The organism is Ideonella oryzae (assembly GCF_024055665.1).
Classification (GTDB): domain Bacteria; phylum Pseudomonadota; class Gammaproteobacteria; order Burkholderiales; family Burkholderiaceae_C; genus Ideonella; species Ideonella oryzae.
In genome coordinates this window covers 141,080-157,772 of record NZ_JAMXMC010000006.1, presented here as the reverse complement: position 1 = coordinate 157,772, position 16,693 = coordinate 141,080, and the positions used below count along the sequence as shown (strand labels likewise).

Genomic DNA, 16,693 nt, shown 5'->3' with positions numbered 1-16,693 from the left:
TCAATGGCCCTGCGGGGGCAGGCAGGCCAGCGTGGGGTCGAGGATCAGCAGGGCCTCGGTGCCGGCGGGCAGCACCTCGGCGAGCTTGTCGAGCACGGCGCGGCGGCGCAGCACATGGCGGTCTTCGTGGTACGCCCCCAGCTCGCCGCCGTCCTCGGCCCCGCCCTGGATGGCCGCCGGCGAGGCCGGGTGCAGCACACCGCAGCCGGGCTGGCCGAAGTGGGTGTTCAGAAAGACCGGGTGGGCGGTGGTGCAGTTCGTGCGGATGGCGCACAGGGCCGAGCGCAGGCCCTGGGCCAGCCAGTTCGGGTCGTTGGGGCTCTCGGGGTCCAGCGGGTCCGCGTCCAGCGGCAGGTACCCCAGCCGGCTGTGGCGCACGCAGCCGGCCTCGGGCACGTCGTTGTCCGCCAGGTCCTTGCGCAGCGGCGGCATCAGGATGCAGTCGCTGGCGTTCAGGCGCTCGGCCAGCAGGGTGTCCAGCACGGTCACGTACTCCAGCTGCACCAGGCCGCGGGCGGCTTCCAGCTTGCGCAGCAGGCTGGCGCGGGCATCCACCACCGGGGCCAGGCGCTCGGCGGTGCCGATGTGCAACTGGCGGGCGGCGCAGTGGTCCAGCTCCACCGCGCCCTGGCTGACCTTGAGCTGGTTGTCCAGCCAGAGGTTCTCGAAGCGGTAGACCGCGCGCTCGTCCAGTTGCATCACGCCGCGCAGCTTGACGGGCACGCCGTCCAGCCCGGTCCAGACGTGGCGCACCACCGTCTCGCCGTTCCAGCGGTAGCCCTCTTCGCGGCGGTAGCGCAGCTTCTCGTGCGTGAAGCCGTCCCAGCTGGCCGCCGGTGGCCAGTTCAGGCTCAGCGCATGGGCCGAGCAGTGGCCCTCGGGCGGCGGCAGGAACAGCGGCACGCGGCGCGGGTGGTAGGGGCCGATGCCCAGCTCGGGATCACCCGGCGGACGGCGCAGGTCCACCGTGCGGCGCGAGACATCCTGGTAGCTGCCGGGCAGGCAGGGCACGCCGTGGCGGTGGGCCTGCCACCAGCTGGCGCTTTGCCCACCAAAGGTGCTGGTGTGGGCGGCCGGGTGATCGGGGCCGCAGCGCAGCGCGCGCGAGCCCTGGCGAAGGTCCGGCGTGGTGGCGGGCAGGCCCGGGTGGCCGGCGCGCAGCGCGGGCGTGGCGGGTTCGGGCACGGGGGCCTCGCCATAGCTGCTTTCGGGCAGCAGCGGGCGGTCCACCCGCGGGGTCAGGGCCACGCGCTTCCAGCCCTCGTGCACCTCCACCTCGAACTGGCCCACCGCCTCGGCGATCTGCTCCACCGCCACCCGGGTGCCCTTGCGCTGGCGCCAGGCCACGGCCGAGGCCAGCTCGGCCCGGCGCCCGGCCTCGTCCGGCGAGACCAGGCGCACGTCCAGCAGGTCGGCGATGTAGGGCAGCAGCCAGGGCTGGCAGTGCCGGCCATCGGCCTGGGCATCGGGGAAGGGGTCGACCCGGCGCTGGGCGATGGTGGCCCGGAAGGCATCGAGCAGGCCGCCGAAGGCGCCCAGCAGCTTGTCCAGGTCGCCTTGGCCGCTGCTGTCGGCGGTCTCGGCGTCGCGTTCGCGCCAGACGGCGGGCAGCCAGGCGCGCAGCAGCTCGGCGTAGCGGGGATCGGAGGTGGGATCGCTCACAGGCTGTACTCCTGGTGTTGCAGCGTCAGGGCGGCCAGGTCCAGCAGCAGGCACTGGCGCGGGGTGGGCGTGACCACCATGGGCACGCCGCCCACCTCGACCACCCGGTCCAGCGCGGCGCGGGTGGCGGCGTCCACGGTGATCAGCGCATCGGCGTTCTCCACGCCGGTCACCGACTCGACCACCTGGTAGACCTCGCCGCGGTAGAGCGGCTGGCCCAGGGCGCGTCGGCGCGGCGAGAAGGCCTCGCCCAGCGCGGCGCGCACGGCGGCCTTGACGGCCTCGGGGTCGAAGGCGTCGCTGCGCACCCGCACGGTGACGTCCAGGCCGAAGCGCTGGGTCTGCACGCCGCTGACGTTCAGGGCCACGCCGGGCAGGGCGCGGGCGGCCAGAAAGGCCTGCAGCTCGGCGGCCAGGGCCGGCGTGGGCGGCTCGCCGCCGGCGGCCATCACCACCAGCTCGATGCGTTCGCTGCGCCCGCGCCCGGGCGGCAGGCGAAAGCTCGCCGCCTGCCAGACGCTGGCATGGCCGCGCGCCAGCTGGGCGAAGTCGTCCAGCGAAACGGCTCGGTCCAGGGCCAGCAGGGTGGAGGGGCCGCGCTGGCGCAGGTCCTCGGGGGCCTCGCGGTCGGCCCCGCCGCTGCTGGGCAGGGCCTGCACCAGGCCATCGATCAGCGGGTGGGGCTTGACCAGCTGGGCCAGGGCGCCGGCCGGTAGGTTGCCCGCCAGGCCCACGCCCTGGCGGTAGCGCACCCGCACATTGTTGGCCCCGCTGGGCAGGCGCCGGCCGTGGCGGCCATCGCCGAACTGCAGGCTCAGAAAGCCGTCCTGGTCCAGCCGCACCTGGTAGCGGGCCTCGGCCGGGCCGGCGTCCTTGAGGTTGGCGATGGGCTGCCAGGTCTCGCCCGCCACGGAGAGCTGCAGGTCGGCCCGCACGCCAGCGGCCATCAGCGGGTCGGCCACCCAACTCACCTCGGCCACCGCCAGCGTGAACTGCTGCAGGTTGCGGGTGGCGTCGCCGCTGCCCAGCACGCGCTCGGGACGGGCCACGCCATGGCCGGTCTCCACCACATTGGCGTAGACGACCAGGTTGCCGGCGGTGCTGCCGGTCGGCAGGGCGTCGGCCAGGCGCAGGCGCTGGCCATCGGGGGTGATCTCCTCGACCGTGGTGGCCACGGCGGCGCTGCCGTTGGTCACCACCACCCGGCGGTGCAGGGGCAGGCCGGGTGGCAGGGGCTCGGTGTCCAGCCAGGTGCCGCTCAGCGGCGTGGTGTTGCGCTGCCAATCCTGCACCCGGGCCTGCAGCTTGAAGTGGGCGAACACCGTGCTGCGGCTGAGGAACCAGGGGCCGCCGCCGCGGTCCTCCCAGGTCTTCTCCGCAGTCAGCGTGGCCTGGGGCCGGTCCGGGTCGGCGGCCACGCTGGCCAGCCGGGCCCAGGCCAGCTGGCCGGCGCGCATCACCACCGCCAGGTCGCCGGCGGCGGCCTGCTTGCTGGCGCTGGTCAGCAGCGCGGGGGGCAGATGGCCCTGCACGCTGGCGTTCAGGAAGCTGTCCACCGCCCAGGCGCCGGCACCGGGCGGCGGGGCCAGCAGGGTCTGGGGGTTGAGGAGCTCGAGCTTGGCGTCGCCGGGCACATCGTCGGTGTCGGGGTGCCAGGTCACGCTCAGGGCGGTGTAGCCCGGCCGGTCGTCGGTCTGCAGGCGCTCGCGGCTGGTGTCCACCGGCACGTACTTGGCGTGCAGGCAACGGTAGGTGGGCCAGACCTCGCGGGTCTGCGGGCCGCTCTGCAGCTGGCAGGCATGCGAGAGCCATTGCCCGGCCAGGCGCGACCAGTCGCCCGCCGCATAGACCAGCAGCACCACCGTGCCGTCTTCCTGCACGGTGCGGCGGCGGGTGGCTTCGGCCATGTCGGTCAGCGGCACGGTGACGGGCCGGTCCACCGTGGCACCCAGCAGGCGCAGCGCGCCCAGGGCCTGGGTGAAGACCAGGCGGTCGTCGTGCACGGCCTTGATGCGGCGGTAGCGGGGCTTGTCGTCCACCGCGCGCACCAGCACCAGGTCGCCCGGGGCCAGGGTGCCCGAGGGCACGGCCAGCTGCAGGCTGTGGCCGGCCTCGGCCACGCCTTCGCTGGCCGGGCCGCGCGGGGCCAGCCGGTCCTTGGGTAGCAGGTGGACGAGGGTGTGGCCGGCCGTGAAGTGCAGGGCCGCGGTCTTGGGCACGGCCGGGCTGATGCTCACGCGGCTGCGCCCGTCGGGCAGGGTGAACACGCCTTCGATGCGATGGGCCGACAGGCGATGGAGCTGCGTGTCCTCCAGCACCAGTGGCTCGCCGGCCTTGAGCTCGTCCACGCCGCGGTCCAGCTCCAGCGTGCTGCCGGCCAGCCAGGCCGGGTTGGCCAGGTGGTCGCGGGCGTAGAGGGTGTTGAAGGCGGCGTCGGCGGCCAGGTCGGCCAGGGTCTCGAAGACCCGCGGGGCGCCGCTGGCGGGCAGGTGCTGCACCTGCAGGCCGGCGGCCACCGTGCCGACCAGGCCGGGCTTGAGCTGCAGGGCCAGCGGGGTGGCGGCCGAGGCCGGCGGGCGCGGCGCCTCGTCCAGCACCGCCAGCAGGCGGCGCAGGCTGTCCCACTGGCTGGCTGTGCGCAGATAGCCCTCGTTGGCCTGGGCGTCCAGGTGCACGCCCAGCACATGGGCCGAGCGGGCGAACTGCCGCACCAGCTGCCAGAGCAGGTCGTCGGGGTCGGCGGCGTAGAGCGCGGCCAGGCGCTGCAGCCGTTCGTCCTCGGTCTCGGTGGACGGGTCGGCCGGTGGCGCGGGCAGCTGGGCCCACACCGGCCAGGCGGGGAAGGCCTGGGCCAGGTCGTGGCGCAGCCGTTCCAGCCAGGCGGCACCGTGGCCGTCCAGGTAGTCGAAGCGCGAGAGGCCAGCGCGGTTCCAGCGGGTCAGGTCCGGGGGCAGGGGGTTCGGGGTCATGGCCTCAGCCCTTGCGCCCGCCGTTCAGGCGCAGTGTGTAGAAGCCGCGCTGCGGCCGGTTGGGCAGGTTGTCGCAGACGGCGATCTCCAGCCCCTCCAGCGCGATGCGGCCGCTGGCCGATTCGTCGGGGTAGCGGTCGCCCAGGCGCTTGAAGCGGTTGATGCAGACGTTCTGTACTCCGTCCAGGGCCATCAGCACCTGGTAGAGGTCGCTGGCCCAGAGGTCCTCGCCAAAGCGCAGCCGGCCCGGCGCGAAGAAGCCGCCCGGGCCGGTGCCCAGGGCCCGCTCCACCGCGCGCCGCAGCTCGGACTGGAAGTAGTCCGGGTCGACCTGGATGGCCAGGCCCAGCACGATGCCCACCTCCACCGCGCGTTCCAGCACCACCTCCTGGCCCACCATGCGCCAGTCCTCCAGGTAGGGGTAGAGCACGCTGCGCACGCTGGGCCGCAGTGCCCGCGCGGGCAGGGCCAGGCCCAGCTCGGCGTGGAAGGCCACCGTCTCGGCCCAGACCGCGTCGTTGAGCGCATCGGTGGCCACGCCCTTGTCGATGGGCTCGTCCAGGTCCAGCAGGGCCCAGGGCACCACGGCCACGTGCACGGTGGTCCAGCTGCCGTCCCAGCGCTCCCAGGCATGGGCGCGCAGCACCAGGGGGTGGTCCTCCAGGCGGGCGGCGTAGTCGTCCACCGTGACCATGCGGTGCTGGTCGTGCACCGCGCGCGGGCCGTCCAGCCGGGCCTGGTCCATCTTCTCCGGGTGGTCCAGCCACCAGGCGTCGAAGCGCTGGGCGTCGCTGCGGGTGTCGCCCGCGGCCGGCGGGGCGTCGAAGGGCGGCAGGCCCAGGCGCTGGGCCCGGCCCAGCACGTCATCGCCGATCAGGCTCAACCAGCGCCTCACCGAGGCGGGTTGGCGGGCGGTTTCCAGCCAGCCCTCGGCGGCGGCGCGGTCCATGGCGTCGGAGAGCTGGTCCAGCGCACAGGCCAGCACCTCCACCAGGGCCACCTCCACATCGGCCGGGGTCCAGCGGCTGCGCTCGGGGTAGCGCGCGGCCAGCTCCTGCAGCATGAACAGGCGAAAGCCGTCGTAGTCGCGCTGGTCCCAGTCGAAGTCGTCGCCCAGCGCGGGCAGCAGGTCCGGCAGGTCCACCTGGCGCTGGCCGCAATCCGGGCAGCAGCCCAGGCCGTACTGCACGACGGGGGTCGGGTCCTGGGCCATGTCAGTCCCGCACGGCCGTTCCGAAGGGACTGAGCGCCCCCTCGGGGGGCAGCGAACGCAGTGAGCGTGGGGGCATTTCAGACTCCTCCCAATGTGAAAGTCTGGCTGTCGCGGTGGCCGATGGCCGCCAGCGTGTAGGCCACCCGGATCTGCAGCGTGGCGTCCTCGCCGTCGACCTCGACCTCCAGACTGCGCGGATCGACCTCGCCATGCAGGGCCTCGGCCAGCGAGGCGAGCAGGCGCCGCCGCGTGACCTGCCACATCGGCGAGTCGTTGGGCTCGAAGACCAAGGCCTTCACCCCGGCGCCGAACTCGGGCCGGAATACCCGCTCGCCCGGCAGCGTGAACAGCACCTGCTCGATCTGGTGGCGGATGTGGGCGCTGCGGTCGGCCAGCACGGGGCCGGCCGTGCCCACCCTCAGCGGGAAGGCCAGGTAAGGTGGGTCGACCAGTCGGCGGGCCATGGTGGGTGTCTCCTGGGGTGCTGCGGTGCCGCCGCTCAGGCGGTCATCACCTTGGTGGACAGGCTGCTCATCTCGCCCTGCGGGATGGGCGGGCCCGAGGGACCCATCGCGGTGGGGTGCACATGGGTGGCGAACAGGGTGAGGAAGCTGGTGCCCTTGATGACGGGCTCACCGCCCGAGCCACCGAGCGTGACCTGGTTGGCCTCCAGCGTGACGACGGCGCTGGAGCTGACCTTGACGCCCGAGGCGCTCATCTCGACGGTGTTGCCGTTGGCGTCCTCCAGCTTGGCGCCGCTGCTGTCCAGGGTCAGGGTGTTGCCGTTGGCGTCCTGCAGCACCACCTTGCCGTTCTTGGCGTCCAGCGTCAGCGTGGCGCCGGCCTGGTCGGTCAGGGCCAGGTTGCCGTCCTTGTTCATCTCCAGCTGGGCGCCGCCCAGGTGGGCCAGCAGCACGTCCTCGTCGCCGGACTTGTCCTCCAGCAGCAGGGTGTGGCCCTGGGGGCTGCGCAGCAGCGTGGTGGTGGGCGGGTCCTGCACTTCTTGCGGGATGTCGCCCGCAGCCTGCCAGAAGGTGCCGGTCCAGATCGGGTGGTCCAGGCTGCCGCCTTCGAACTCCACCCAGAGCTGGGCGCCCACCTGGGGTACGGCGAAGAAGCCCTGGTTGGCCAGGCCGCCGCAGGGCAGGCAGGGCAGGGCCCAGTCGGTCTCGGCCTCGCCCAGCAGGGCCGGCACGCGCAGCTTCACGCGGGCCATCTTCTGCGGGTCCTGGTTGTCCACCACGAAGCCGCGGTACTTGCCCCAGGCGCGGCGCTGGGCGTCCCGCTGGGCGATCTGTTGCAGCAGCGCGTCTTGCATCACAGCACCCCGGCCAGCACGCCGCCCAGGCCGGGCAGCGCACCGAGGTTGTCGCCCAGCGCGTTGCGCAGCAGCGTGAAGCGCTGGCGGTAGCCCTGGGCGTTGAAGGTGTGGGTCACGGTGTCCACGTAGTAGGTGCCCGAGAGCCAGTCGCCCAGCCCGTCCACCCCCACCGGCAGGCCGGCCTGCAGCACATGGCCGTAGAGCGTGCCGTCGAGCTCGCCTTCGGCATGCACGCGCTGGATGTCGAGTTCGTTGGCCTTCTGCTGCGCCAGGGCCTGCAGGCGGTTGGCGTCGGCCCCCGCCTCGGCCTGCAGCCGCCAGACGAAGGGCTCCAGCCCGGCGGCGCGGCTGTCGGCCCGCCGGCGGCCCAGCAGCGGCAGGCTCGGGTCCACCGTGGTGGGGCTCACGCTGTCGCCGCTCTCGGCCGGCGCGTCGTAGGCCACCGCGTCGGCCTGGTGGCCGTTGACCTGGGCGGTCAGCGACAGGCAGTTGGTGTCGGCGCCGGCGTAGACCAGCAGCGTGTCCTGCGGGTCGGCCTCCAGCCGCATCGGGCCGAAGTACACCAGGCCTTCGCGGAAGATCAGCTCGTAGCCGTTGAACTCGGCGCGCGACTTCAGGAACTTGATGTCGGTGTCGTCCTGGGCGATGCCCACCAGCCGGTCCTGTCCGCCCTTGGTGTCCGGGTGGGGCAGGAGACCGTAGCCGGAGAGGATCTCCATGAGCAGCAGGCGATCGCTGCTGGGCAGGGTGCTGCTGCCCCAGGTCTTGCGGTGGTGTTCGCGGTCCAGGCGGATGGAGTCGTCCTGGCATTCCACCCGCACCTGGGCGGCGCCGGCGTCCTGCGGCGTGTCGAGCTTGACCTCGCGGATGTAGCCGCGCATGACCTCCTCGGTGCGGTGGCCAAAGGCGGCGTGGATCTCCACCGGGGCCCAGGGCGTCAGCAGCTCGGCGTCCTGCACCGTCCAGCGGCCCAGCTCGTCGCGCCGGGTCTCGAAGGTGAGCGAGGCGGTGGCGGCCTCGGCGCGGCCGCACTGCACCGTGATCTCCAGCAGGAAGGGGTAGAGCGCGCTGATCTCCTGGCCGTTCACCTTGACCAGGCACTCGGCGGGCGCGCGTTCCTTGGCGGAGAGAAAGTCGAGCAGCATGGCCGGCTCCGTTCCCGCCCTCAGTCCCGCGCCCGCGGGATCAGGATGACCTCGCCGGCGCGGGCGGCCATGGACAGCACCGCGGCGTCGTCCAAATCGGGGTTGGCATCCAGGATGCGCCACCACAGCCGCGGGTCGTTGTAGTAATGGCCGGCCAGCAGGTCCAGGCGGTCGCCCTCGCGCACCACATGCTCGATCACGCCGGGGGCCGGGCCGATCTCGCGGGCGCGGGTGCCCTTGCAGCGCAGGCTGCCGTCGGCCGCGGGCTCGAAGCGGCGGGCGTCCTGGTAGCGGGAGTGTTTCAGGAACATCAGAACAGCCCTCCGATGGCGGCGCCGGCGGTGCGGCCGGTGTTCAGGCCCGAGCCGATGAACTGCTGCAGCTTCTCGGCCTGGTAGAAGGGGTTGTTGCCCTCGATCACCTGCAGGCCCAGCTTGAGCGTGGCGCGGTAGGGCACCAGGTTGGGCAGGTGGGCCGATTCGGTGACCTCGATGCTCTTGAGGAAGACCGGCAGGATGTGCCGGCCCCAGACCCACAGCAGCACCGAGGCGCATTGGGCGCGCTGGAAGGCGCGCTGCCCGCCCAGGCCCAGGCTGGCCAGCACCTGCAGGCCGCCGGGGCCCTGGGTCTTGGGCTCGACCATGCTGCGCAGGGTGTCCAGCTCGGGCTGGATGCCGAACTCGGTGGCGATGGGCTCGCCGTCGTTGAGCCGGTCGGTGGCGTCCAGCAGGATCTCCAGGTCGAAGCTCTCGGGTTCCACCGCCACGCCCTGGGCCACACGGGCAGTTTCGGTGGGCAGGGCGAAGTCGTAGCCGCCGCGGGTGGCCGGGGTGCTGCCCAGGGTCAGCGTGACGCTGCGGTTGCGGGTCAGCGTCTGCGGGTTGAAGTCGAAGGCCAGCACCAGCGGGGGCAGGGCCAGTGCGTACTCGACCAGGAAGCCGCGGGTGGGGGAGAGCAGGGGCATGGGGCGGGCTCCGGGTCAGCGGGCGGGGCCGCCCGCAGGGGATGAGGCTGCCAGGGCGGTGTGCACCTGGGCCGTGACGGCCTGCGCCAGGCGCTGGGCAATGGCGGCGTCACTGTGCCCCGCCTGCACCGGCAGGGCGGGCAGCCGCAGGGCAGGCAGGGCCGCGTCGCGCGCCAGGGTCAGGCCGCCCAGGTGCTCGGGCCGGGCCAGGGCCTCGCCCAGCAGGCGGGCGATGCGCGGCGCGCGGGCCTCGAAGCCAGCGGGCAGCTGCAGCGCCAGGTGGTCGATCTCAAGCCTCATCGCGCAGCTCCGGGGGCAGGTGGCGGGCCAGCGGGCCCAGGTCCTGCGGCGAGAGTTCGCGCCCCTCCTTGGCCAGCTCGCGCCAGACGGCATGTGCCACCTGGCCCAGGCCGATGGGTTGGCCCTGGGCGGCGGCCAGGAAGGCCGCGTGCAGGGCCGCGTTGCGGATGCTCCCGCCACTGAGCGCCACGGCCTCGCCCAGCAGGGCCGGGTCCAGGTCGGCGCTGCGCGGGGCCTGCGGCGGCAGCAGCCGGCGCCACAGCTCGGCGCGCGCCGGCGCATCGGGCCGGGGGAACTCCACCACCATCTGGAAGCGGCGGGTGAAGGCCGGATCCAGCTGCTTGCGCAGGTTGGTGGTCAGGATGCAGGGGCCGTCGTGGGCCTCGATGCGGGTCAGCAGGTGGCTGACCTCCAGGTTGGCGTAGCGGTCGCGCGCCTCCTTCACCTCGCCGCGCTTGGCGAACAGCGCATCGGCCTCGTCGAACTGCAGCACCATGGCCTGGCCCTCGGCGGCGTCGAACAGGCGGTTGAGGTTCTGCTCGGTCTCGCCCACGTACTTGCTGACCAGGCGGCCCAGGTCCACCCGGTACAGGCGCCAGCCCAGGGCGCTGGCGATGACGCTGGCGGCCAGGGTCTTGCCGGTGCCCGAGGGGCCGGCGAACAGGGCCACCGGCCCGCCGCGGGCCCGGCCCCCCCAGCGGCCCACCACGGTGTCGCGCTGGGTGATCCACAGCAGGAACTCCTGCAGCATGGCCAGGCGGCTGGCCGGCAGCACCAGGTCGTCCCAGCCGGCGTGGCCGGGCACCGGGCTGGCGCCGGGCGGGGGCGTGGGCTCGGCCGGCCGGCCGCAGACCCGGGCCAGCAGGGCCGGCGCGGCGCGCAGCGGCTGGTAGGGGTCGTCCGCCTCCAGCCGCAGCCAGCCCAGGCGGCGCAGCGGGGCCTCGGGGGCCAGGGCGCGGCGCAGCCATTCGGCCTGGCTGGCGTCCAGGGCCAGCAGCTCCTGCACCAGGGCGCGGCTGGCCCAGGGCTGGGTGGCGCCGGGCTGCAGGCCCTGGAAGGCCCAGCCCAGTCGCGGCTCCAGCTCGGGGGCCAGAGCGCAGACCAGGGCGTCCAGCGCCACCGGCTCCAGGGTGTGGCCCAGCAGGGCGGCCCAGGGGCCGTCGGGCGCGCGCAGCGCATCCACCTGGGCCTGCTGGGCGCGCAGCGGGGCCAGCTCGGCCTCACCCAGGGTCTGGCCGGCGCGCTGGCGCGACAGGCAGGCCACCAGCGTGTCCAGGCGCTGCCATTCCGGGTCCAGCACGGCCAGCAGGGGCAGGTCGGGGCGCGGGGCGTTCATGGTCGGACTCCGCTCAAGCCGCCGAGAGGCTGATCAGCAGCGGGTTGGAGCGCAGCGTCAGCGGCGCGCCGTCGGCCGGCCGCAGCCAGGTGCGTTCGGCATGCAGGGCCCACTGGCCGGGCTGGCTGGTGTCCGGCAGCGGCAGGGCCAGCAGCGGCGCGCCGGCGGCCTGCTCGGGCCAGATGCCGGGGCTGGCGATGCGGGCCTCGGTGACGGCCGGGTGGTCCACCCAGCCCTGGGTCCGGCTCCAGTGCTGCCAGTGCAGCGTCACCGGCATGCCGGGCTGGCCGGCCAGCCACAGCTGCGGGGTGAAGGCCGCCAGCGCCGGGCTGCCGACGACGAAGCCCAGGCTGAGTGCGCACTGCCCGTCCTGCACCCAGGCCAGGGCGGGGGCCCAGTCGGACTGACGCAGGTCCGGCACCATGGCTGGCACGGCGGGGCCGCGGGCGCTGGGAACGGCGGTCTCTGCCGTCAGGGGCGCCTGCACGCCCAGGCCCAGGGCGCCGGCCCAGGGGCCGGCCAGGGTGGGCTGGGCCGGGATGACGGGCAGCAGCGAGACCTCGAACAGGGCCGAGGGGCGGTAGACCGCGTCGCCCTGGGTGGACCAGAGCTGGTTGAGCGCGTCCAGGCCCAGGGGCTGCAGCATGACCTGCAGCTGCACGACGGTGTCGTCCACCGGCACCTGCAGCATCGGCTGCTCGTGGGCCAGGCGCAGCACTTCGCCCAGCAGGCGCAGGTCGTTTTCGCCTTCGCCCACCGAGTCCTCGCCCACCGCGAAGGGCGTGACCAGGCAGAAGCCGCGCACCCAGGCGGTGTCGCCGGGCAGCGTGTCGGGGAAGAGGCCGGCCGGCTCGAAGCGGTAGAAGAAGAGGTTGACCTGGTGGTGCGGGCTGCCGTCGCCCGCGGCGCTGGCCGCACCGGCGGGCGTGCCCAGCACGACGTTGACCTTGCTGCGGTCCGGGCCGTTGAGCGCGCTGTCCAGGTGGGCGCGCCAGGCCTTGCAGACCAGGGACAGCGGGGAGGTGGCCAGTGCCATCGTCGCGTCCTCGGTCTCAGAGCCGCCGCAGGTAGTGGCGGCTCAGGTAGGCGCTGTCCGCCACGGAGGCAGGGCTGCGGGCGGGCGCACCCGCGGCGGGGCCCTGCACCGTGATGTCGATGCGGCCGATGTGCAGCGTGGCGGGGGCGGGCGGCACTGCGCTGCGGGCCGCTGAAGTGGCCGCCGCCGAACTGGCGCCTGGGCCGGTGGGCCGTTGGCGGTCCGTCATCGTCGGCATGTCCTTCAGTGCCTGCGGCGTGACCGGCCACGGGGCTGTCGGTTGGCCCGCCCCGGCCGCGTGGGCGGTGGCCTCCGGGGAGGGCGCCACGTCTGTCGTGGCGATGCGGGCTGCGTGCGCGGCGCCAGGACCATCGAGGCCCTCGGTGCGGAGGGGGCCACCCCGCTCCTGCTGCAGCTCGGCCCAGGCGGCACGCGTGCGCTGCTGCCGTGCCGCGAGCCAGGCCTGCGCGGGGATGGGCCCCGCCGGGGTGGTGGCATCCGGCGGGGCCTCGGATGCCGAGATGAATTCAGAAGGGGCGCCCCGACCCGGAACCCGGCTCAAGTCCGACACATCATGTCTGCTCGACTTCATTGGCGATGCTTCTGCTTCAGAGAGGCTCGTCGACGCAGGGGAGACCTCAGACCTCGGACCGGACATCCAGGATGACCGGCGACCGTGAACTGCGGACCCTGCACGGGCATCCGTCACATCAGACTCTCGTGGCAATGCGGTCATCCCTGTTTCCAGGGTGCTTTCACTTTGTTCATCCTTCACGGAATGCATTGCAGACGACCTCGGTGTGCCCACCTCGGTGCCTGCCGACCAGGGGTCGCCAGTCGGCGGTTTTCCATCCGCTTTCTGGTGTGACGCCTCCCGGAGGTCTGCCGCAGCCACGGCAGCCCCCGCCTTCTGAAACCGGAACACCGTCTGCAGGCCGCCCTCGGGCGGGGCCGGCGGTTCGATGGGGGACTCCTCGGGCGTTTCGCCCTCGGGCAGTGCGGCCGCGCGGCGCACCCAGCCGCCCCGGTCGGTGGACAGGGGGCGGCGCGCGTCGCGCAGGGTGTCGTGGAAGAGACCCATGGTGCGTGCCCTCAGGCCGACAGGCCGCGGGTCTGGTCGATCAGCTGCAGATAGCGCAGGCGGCGCGGCCGGGGCAGGGCCAGGATCTCGGCCTCCGACCAGTGGTAGTGCCAGGCCAGGCGGTGCACCTGCAGCAGCAGGGCGTCGGGCGCTTGGCGCAGAGCGCCGTAGGGGTCCAGGTCGACCGCATGGGCGGTGCCGCATTCGGGGCAGGCGGCCTGCACCTGCAGCACCAGGGCCGGGGCGATGGCGTCCAGCGCGGCTTCGACCCGCGCCGCCCAGGCGCCGATCTGCGCGGGGTCGTGCAGGGGCAGGGTGTCGGGCGCTTCGGCCAGGCGCCGCAGCAGCCAGGCTTCGACCGTGTCGTCGGGTTGGCGGGCCAGCTCCGACAGGTCGGCGCCCACCGGCAGGCGAAAGCGCCGCAATACGCCGTCCTCGCCGGTCAGTTCGGCCCAGGGGTAGCCGGGGCCGGCCTCGGTGACGGGCAGGGCGGCCGTGTCCAGCGCGAAGTCGAAGCGCGCGCCGCAGGCCGGGCAGCGGCTGCTGAGCCACTGCGGGGTGGGTGCGCCGAGGTCCTCGTCCAGGTGCTGGGCGAGCTGGCGCATCAGGAACTGGCGGTCGGCCAGGCACAGGGCCGCCACCCGGCCAGGCAGGGGCGATTCGCCCGCCAGCCGGGCCAGGGCCTGGCTGAGCACCGCGGTCACGGCGCCGGGGGTGTCCTGGGCACCTTCACTCGCCTCGGCCAGGGCCAGCTCCAGCGCCCCGGTGAGCGGATGGAAGGCCCAGTCCCGCCGGCGCTGGCCGTGCTCGACCAGCCCGCCAGGCAGCGGCGGGAGATCGGTGGGGGCAGCCAGCGCATTCATGACGGGAGACGGTCGGGTCCGGGGGCTCAGCTCTCGACCGGCTCGGCCACCGCGGTGTCACGCTGCCAACCTTCGTGCTGCAGCGTGAGGGTCTGGATGCCCACGGTGTTCATCGCGCCGGCGTCCAGCTCGGGCAGGGCCTGGTACTCGGACACCCAGGCGCGGAAGAGCTTGTAGGACAGCGCGACCTGGCCCTGCAGGTTCAGCACGTTGATGACGATGTCCTTGCGGAAGTTCTTCAGGGACATGGCCGCGTCGCCCTCGACGTTGTTGACCAGGTTGGCCCAGCCCTCGAACACCGGGTCGTGCGACAGGCCCTGCTCCAGCGTGACGGGCTCGTAGCTGGTGCCGCCGGGCAGGATGCGTTCCTTGCTCGGGTCCCCGGCGGTGCGCCACTTGATGGCCTCGGTCTTGCGCTTGAGCGCGCCCATCTTCTTGAGCCCGGCCACGGGCTTGCCGTCGATGAGGATCTGGAACTTGAAGGTGCGGTAGGGGTCGTGCCGGTGCGCGTTGACCGGGAACATCGGAGCGGCCATGGGAGGGTCTCCTCAGGGAAAGGACAGGGGCCAGGATCGGCGCGGGTGGGGTCGGCGGGGCGTGTCCCTCAGGACTGGCCCACCTTCTGCTGGATGCGCACGATCACGAACTCGGCCGGCTTGAGCGGGGCGAAGCCGACGATGGCGATGACCATGCCGCGGTCGATGTCGTCCTGGGTCATGGTGTCACCCAGGCCGCAGCGCACGAAGTAGGCGTCCGAGGCCTTCTGGCCCTGGAAGGCACCGGCGCGGAACAGGCCGTCCATGAAGGCGCCGACATTGGCGCGCAGCGAGGACCAGAGCCGGTGGTCGTTGGGCTCGAACACCGCCCACTGGATGCCGTTGTAGATGCTGCTCTCGATGTAGAGCGCGGTGCGCCGCACCGGCACGTAGCGCCACTCGGGGTTGGCCTTGGTGGACAGGGTGCGGGTGCCCCACAGCACCGCGCCGTAGCTGGGCAGCTTGCGCAGGCAGTTCACGCCCTCGGGGTTGAGCTGGTCCTGCTCGCCGTCCTCGACCTGGAACTCCAGGCCGGCCATGCCGCGCACGGTGGCTTCCACGCCGGCCGGGGCCTTCCAGACGCCGCGGGTGCCGTCGGTGCGGGCCCAGATGCCGGCCGCAAAGGCCGAGGGGGCGGCCAGCAGCGTGGTGGACGCGGTGGGGTGGGTGTCGCGGTTGTAGAAGGGGTTGGCGATGCGCACCCAGGGGTAGTAGAGCGCGGTGTAGGTGGAGGTGGGCGGGCTCAGGGCCTGCACCTTGCCGGCGGTGTCCAGCTCGGTGCCGGCCGGCGGGTCCACCAGCAGCATGCGGTTGGCGGTGCTCTCGCAGTGGGTGATGGCCTGGTCGATCACCGGGTTGGCGGCGCCGCTGGGGTCCAGCGTCTGGCCGGGCAGCAGCACGATGTTGACGTCGCGCACCTTGGCCAGGCGGGTGAAGAAGCTGGCGTAGGTGTCGGCCGTGGGGGCGTCGCCATCGCTGCCCAGCGTGAACGCCTGCAGCCCGTTGTCGCGCGGCACCACGTCGCGGGCGCCGTGCAGTTCGGTGCCGCCGTTGCCCGTGCCCAGCTTCAGCAGGGTGGCCAGCGGGCCGGGACGCACCACCACCGCGGAGAAGGCCGTCTTGCTGCCGGAGGCCAGGTGCAGCTTGTTGTCGCCCCCGAAGGTGCAGGCAAAGCCGGTGTAGGCACTGCCCAGGGCCAGCACCTTGGCGGTGATGGCCTGGGTCACGTCGCTGGCGCTGCTGTAGGCGCCGTCGGCGGCCGGGCCCAGCGTGAGGGTCTGCGGGCCCAGGTTGTCGATGTTGAGCGTCAGGCTCATCGTGGGCAGCACGGTGGACCAGTCCAGGCCGGAGAGATCGCCGCTGACGCTCTCGCCGGCCAGATAGTAGGTGCCCGGGTTGTTCTGGAGCTCGGTGGCCAGCTCGGCCCGCAGGTAGCGCGACCCGCCGTTGATCACCACGGGGGCGTAGGCCGGGTCCGAGCTGTCCATCGACAGGGTGGCAAAGCTTTCCAGCAGGGTGTCGGTGTTGCTGGCGCTGTCGTGCAGCAGCACGTCGAGCTTGAAGCGCACGCCACTGGCGGCGGGCGTGGCCTTCACGCGCAGCGCGTTGCCCCAGACCCCGGCGCTGGTGGCGCTCAGGCTCAGCACGCTGGTGGCGGTGGCCGTGCCGCCGCTGCGGCCGGGCAGGGCGCCGGCGGGCAGCGCGGCGGTGTGGGCGTTGTCGGCGAGGCGGGCGATGTAGGCGTCGCGCCCGCCGTTGAGGAAGAAGTTGAAGGCGGCGATGGCCAGGGCGTCGGTCTCGCTGTGGATGCCGCCGAACCGGGCCTTGTAGTCGTCCCAGCTGTGCACCAGCACCGGCTCGCCGATGGGGCCTTCGGTGGTGCCGCCGATCAGCGCGGCGATCGAGGTGGACACCCCTTCGATCGGCTTGGCGCCACTGGGGATCTCTTCCATGTAGACCCCAGGGTGCAGGTAGCTGGGCATGCTGTGTCTCCTGGCAATGGGCAGGGCCTCCGGGACCCGGGGCCGTGCCGCGGTGGATCGGGACGGTGGGTACTGCATGCCGCCAGAAGAACTGCTGGAGCAGGGCGAGCCAGTTGAAGGCGCGTGCTGCTCGTTCTGCTCGTTCCGGCTGACAGGGGGAGATTAGGTGCGCCGGGCCGTGCTGTGGTCTACCCCCGCTTGGGGGGCTGTCCTGTGTTCAGGGGACACACCCGGGATGCTGCAGTGCAGCGTCCTCGTGGGACGGCTTCTTCAGTGGATGACAGG

General features: G+C 73.2%; 15 protein-coding genes. All 15 read right to left on the bottom strand.

The features are described 5' to 3' along the window. Nucleotides 1-1,662 carry a phage tail protein gene (locus tag M0L44_RS11545; protein ID WP_252769858.1) on the bottom strand — a complete coding sequence of 554 codons (1,662 nt, stop codon included), beginning with the start codon at nt 1,660-1,662 and terminating at the stop codon, nt 1-3. Then, the gene (locus M0L44_RS11540; RefSeq protein ID WP_252769857.1) at nt 1,659-4,631 is read right to left on the bottom strand and encodes a baseplate J/gp47 family protein; all 2,973 of its coding nucleotides are present in this window, start codon (nt 4,629-4,631) and stop codon (nt 1,659-1,661) included. The genes M0L44_RS11545 and M0L44_RS11540 overlap by 4 nt, the downstream gene beginning before the upstream one ends. 4 nt (nt 4,632-4,635) lie before the next feature. Then, nucleotides 4,636-5,844, bottom strand: a complete 1,209-nt coding sequence (locus tag M0L44_RS11535) for a baseplate J/gp47 family protein (RefSeq protein WP_252769856.1) — start codon at nt 5,842-5,844, stop codon at nt 4,636-4,638. 77 nt (nt 5,845-5,921) lie between these two features. Continuing rightward, complete coding sequence (locus M0L44_RS11530; RefSeq protein WP_252769855.1) at nt 5,922-6,308, bottom strand: GPW/gp25 family protein; 387 nt, start codon at nt 6,306-6,308, stop codon at nt 5,922-5,924. 35 nt (nt 6,309-6,343) lie between these two features. Then, the gene (locus M0L44_RS11525; RefSeq protein WP_252769854.1) at nt 6,344-7,162 is read right to left on the bottom strand and encodes a phage baseplate assembly protein V; all 819 of its coding nucleotides are present in this window, start codon (nt 7,160-7,162) and stop codon (nt 6,344-6,346) included. After that, a complete protein-coding gene (locus M0L44_RS11520) occupies nt 7,162-8,310 on the bottom strand; it encodes a phage late control D family protein (RefSeq protein WP_252769853.1) in 1,149 nt (382 codons plus the stop codon). Before M0L44_RS11520 ends, M0L44_RS11525 begins: the two co-directional genes overlap by 1 nt. 20 nt (nt 8,311-8,330) lie before the next feature. Further along, nucleotides 8,331-8,621, bottom strand: a complete 291-nt coding sequence (locus M0L44_RS11515; protein WP_252769852.1) for a LysM peptidoglycan-binding domain-containing protein — start codon at nt 8,619-8,621, stop codon at nt 8,331-8,333. Next, complete coding sequence (locus M0L44_RS11510) at nt 8,621-9,274, bottom strand: hypothetical protein (RefSeq protein WP_252769851.1); 654 nt, start codon at nt 9,272-9,274, stop codon at nt 8,621-8,623. Before M0L44_RS11510 ends, M0L44_RS11515 begins: the two co-directional genes overlap by 1 nt. Before the next feature lie 15 nt (nt 9,275-9,289). Beyond that, entirely contained in the window at nt 9,290-9,574 is a 285-nt protein-coding gene (locus tag M0L44_RS11505; RefSeq protein ID WP_252769850.1) for a hypothetical protein, read from the bottom strand. Further along, the gene (locus tag M0L44_RS11500; protein WP_252769849.1) at nt 9,564-10,910 is read right to left on the bottom strand and encodes an ATP-binding protein; all 1,347 of its coding nucleotides are present in this window, start codon (nt 10,908-10,910) and stop codon (nt 9,564-9,566) included. Before M0L44_RS11500 ends, M0L44_RS11505 begins: the two co-directional genes overlap by 11 nt. Nucleotides 10,911-10,923: 13 nt before the next feature. After that, complete coding sequence (locus M0L44_RS11495; RefSeq protein WP_252769848.1) at nt 10,924-11,946, bottom strand: Pvc16 family protein; 1,023 nt, start codon at nt 11,944-11,946, stop codon at nt 10,924-10,926. Between the two features lie 16 nt (nt 11,947-11,962). Then, nucleotides 11,963-12,508, bottom strand: a complete 546-nt coding sequence (locus M0L44_RS11490) for a hypothetical protein (RefSeq protein WP_252769847.1) — start codon at nt 12,506-12,508, stop codon at nt 11,963-11,965. A gap of 530 nt (nt 12,509-13,038) precedes the next feature. Then, on the bottom strand, nt 13,039-13,890 hold the full coding sequence (locus tag M0L44_RS11485; RefSeq protein ID WP_252769846.1) for a hypothetical protein: 852 nt from the start codon (nt 13,888-13,890) through the stop codon (nt 13,039-13,041). 26 nt (nt 13,891-13,916) lie between these two features. Continuing rightward, on the bottom strand, nt 13,917-14,426 hold the full coding sequence (locus tag M0L44_RS11480; protein WP_252769845.1) for a phage tail protein: 510 nt from the start codon (nt 14,424-14,426) through the stop codon (nt 13,917-13,919). 68 nt (nt 14,427-14,494) lie between these two features. Beyond that, nucleotides 14,495-16,408 carry a phage tail sheath subtilisin-like domain-containing protein gene (locus tag M0L44_RS11475; RefSeq protein ID WP_252769844.1) on the bottom strand — a complete coding sequence of 638 codons (1,914 nt, stop codon included), beginning with the start codon at nt 16,406-16,408 and terminating at the stop codon, nt 14,495-14,497. Between the last annotated feature and the right edge of the window lie 285 nt (nt 16,409-16,693).